Origin of the sequence: Armatimonas sp., from assembly GCF_031410135.1 — a bacterium.
Classification (GTDB): Bacteria; Armatimonadota; Armatimonadia; order Armatimonadales; family Armatimonadaceae; genus Armatimonas.
On record NZ_JANNYP010000358.1, the window covers coordinates 1 to 3257 of the forward strand.

General features: G+C 58.5%; 3 protein-coding genes. All 3 read left to right on the plus strand.

Features of this window, described 5'->3' with window-relative positions:
- The first annotated feature begins 583 nt into the window (after positions 1-583).
- Positions 584-1210 carry a flavin reductase family protein gene (locus RMO15_RS13170; protein ID WP_309713251.1) on the plus strand — a complete coding sequence of 209 codons (627 nt, stop codon included), beginning with the start codon at positions 584-586 and terminating at the stop codon, positions 1208-1210.
- A gap of 12 nt (positions 1211-1222) precedes the next feature.
- Positions 1223-2059, plus strand: coding sequence for a hypothetical protein (locus RMO15_RS13175; protein WP_309713254.1), 837 nt, complete (start codon positions 1223-1225; stop codon positions 2057-2059).
- A gap of 482 nt (positions 2060-2541) precedes the next feature.
- Positions 2542-3174, plus strand: a complete 633-nt coding sequence (locus tag RMO15_RS13180; RefSeq protein ID WP_309713257.1) for a WD40 repeat domain-containing protein — start codon at positions 2542-2544, stop codon at positions 3172-3174.
- Positions 3175-3257 lie beyond the last annotated feature (83 nt).

Below are 3257 nucleotides of genomic sequence, written 5' to 3' on the forward strand. Positions count from 1 at the left end.
ATCAGCCCGGGCCCCCCCCCCCCCCCCGGGTTGCACCAAAACCCCCCCCCCCCCGCACCCCACACCCCCCCCCCCCCCCCCCCCCCCCCCCCCCCCCCCGCCCACACCCCCCCCCCGGCCCCCGCCCCCTCGGCCAGCGGGCGGATCAAGAACATCTCCGCCTATTACTACACCTCGGTGAGTGGGGGACGGAGCGTTCTGTTGTCTAGCTTTAGCGGTTGGGCGGCGGGCGGCGACTATTTCCCCGGAACCGGTCCGGGCACTTACCACTCGCCGTAGTCACCGAAAATACTCACCCGTTAAGGGTCCTGAAAACGACAAAGAGCTTCCTGCGGATCTCCGCAGGGGGCTCTGTACCGATCCTTCCCCAAGAATAACAGTGGGAAGGTCTACCCGTCTTTGATTCCGCGAGACCCAGCAACCGTCGCTGTGCAGATTGCCGTCGTGGTGAGCGATGACGGGTTCTGCTTTGCCACATTGGGGGCAAGAAACGGTCGAGACGATCATGCCTCCATTCTAACCAAAAAAACGCAGGTGGAATTACAAGACCCCGTATCGCCCTAAAAAAGAAGTATAATCTGGCATGCCTCATCGTGCTTTTGATCCGTCGCAGATGCCGATTCCGGATGCCTATAAGCTCCTGAATGTGTGTGTGTCGCCGCGGCCGATTGCGTTTGTCTCGACGCTCTCGCCAGAGGGCAAGCCCAACCTGGCACCGTTTTCCTACTTCATGGCTGGGGGGGCGAACCCGCCGTCGGTGACGGTCTCACCGCTCAACAATCGGCATGGGCAGCCCAAGGACACCCTGGTCAATATCGAGGCCACCGGGGAGTACACGATCTCTATCGTGACGTACGGGATTCGCGAGAAGATGAACCAGGCGTCGTTTGAGTACCCCTACGGCGTGAGTGAGTGGGAGGAGGCAGGCTTCACAAAAGGCGCGACGGAGATCGTCAAGCCCGCCCGTGTCTTGGAGTCGCCGCTGGCGATGGAGTGTAAGCTTTTTCAAATCGTCAAGCACGGGCCGGGGCCGCTCTCGGCGAACTATATTATTGGGGAAGTGGTGCGCTACTGGATTGATGAAGCGCTTCTTGACGAGACAGGGAAAGTGGATGCGACGCGCGTGGACTACATCGCGCGAATGAGTGGTGACTGGTACACCCGCGCACAGCCCGATGCCATGTTTGAACTCACCCGCCCGATGCCGTAGAATAGCCCTACGATGCGGTTAAAGACGACTACGCAGCAGACTCCGCCGACAAGCAACTACTCCACGGTCACGGCAGCGCCGCCCGTGGCCACCAGTGTTGCTGCGTCAACCACCACCACGGCCTCCACTCGGAAATCCACTCCGAGAGTGGCCATAAAGCGGCGCAAGAAAATCTCTCCGGCGCGTGTCTTCCTCTGGGCCACGTTTCTGACCCCGCTTGTCTTGCTTGGAAGCTACCTCATCCGCCCCGCTCCTCGCGTCGCCCTCATCCCCCGCACGGAGATCGTCTCCCAGAACGGCCAGATGTTCGCCCGCCGAATCGTCAGCCCCGACGGCTTTTTGCAGCTGGCCGTTGGTCGTGTTGGCGAAAAGCCCCTCTGGACAGAGGATATTACCAGTGATGGTGTTGTCGCCCTCAGCCCCACCGGTCGCTATCTGGTTACGGGGCAGGTAAGCAAATATGGTTGGCCGGGCAATGACGACCCCTTAAATGAGCTTATTAAATGGCATGCGCCACCCACCGAAACTCTTCCCGAGTACACGCTCCAGTGCAGGGATACAGTGACACAGGCGGAGGTTTGGAAGCGCTTCGGGCCTGCGAGTAATACGACGATGCCTATTGGGCCGAGCGCGGTGACAGTCTCACCCGATGGGGCGCATGTGGCGATGGCGGTTGAGGAGGGGATTCGGATTCACTCGCTCCAGAGTGGCGAGTTTGAGAGCTTCGTGAGCACGCTTCCCAAAAAACTAGACCCTGATGTGCAGCTGAGCTACTCCTCCGACGGTCAGAGGATTATCGCCGCCCAGAGCCGGGGAATCGATCACTGGGACATCACTGCAAGGAAGTAAACGAAGCCATGCGCCTGAAGACCAACGCTCCCCAAAACCAACATACGCCATCAACAAGCTACTCAACGGCCACGACAACGCCTGTCCCTATCGTAACAACACTCGTTTCGGTAACAAAGCGGGAAACGCCGCGCACACTACCCCGGTCTCTGGCTCGCGGAGCCCTCTGGGCCTGTTTTCTCACACCCTTGGTCGCACTCGGTACGCTCTTTCAGACACATAAAGTCGAGCTGCCCGGGAGGGCTACGGGAATGAAACCTACCGCTTTTTGTTCTATTCAAGGTGACTTTAACGGACGATTTGCCTTTACCAGTAACGAAAAGGTAATTGCAAGGGTTTCGCAAGAGCAGGGGGGAGGAATCAGGACATTTTCGTACATTGCGTATAATCCAAAAACCGGTGCAGAGCTTGCAGATCAGAGTACGCGCGACATAGGGGCTGCAATCCTTCCGTTGACGGTCCCATCGGGATTTTATACCACGATGGCCTCACAGGACGGCAAAGTCCAAGCGACTCGCTCTGAGGTGTCCGGGGAGATGTCGAGTTGGCGTCTTGAGGATAAGCAGGGCAATGTCACCACATTACAACAGCCCGGCCTTAATATTCGCGAGGCAATGCTCACTCCCAAAGGACAGTATCTAGTGGGCATGGGGCAATGGGTACGGAATGGCCAGGCGCTCCTGATCTGGAATCGGGCGGCGCAGAAACCGCAAATGCTACCGGCACTCAGGGGCAATTGGCAGAACAAAATCGCGTTCTCACCTGACGAGCGCTTTCTATTGATTGTGGACTCGGGAGCTGGCTCGGTGGAGACTCTCTACTGTCGCGAGCTAGCGACGGGAAAGATCCGCTGGACGCGTATTGCGCCCTATGATGTCGGGCTGAACCCAGAAACCGAGGCACTGGCAATCTCACCCGATGGGCGTTTTGTCGCGATTGCCTATGCGGAAGCTATCGTGATCCGCAACTTGGAGACGGGGGTGGCCATTCGGCAGATCAATCGGCGCAACGACTTCTATAAAAATGCCTACCTCCAGTTCTCACCCGATAGCAGGTTACTGGGCGACGCCTATTCCACTGGGATTGCAGTATGGGACTGGCAGGAGGCGAAGTAGGATGCGCCTGAAGACAAACGCTCCCCAAACCCAACAGACTCCGCCCACAAGCTACAGCCCCTCGGTTCCCGTCAGTCAGAGCA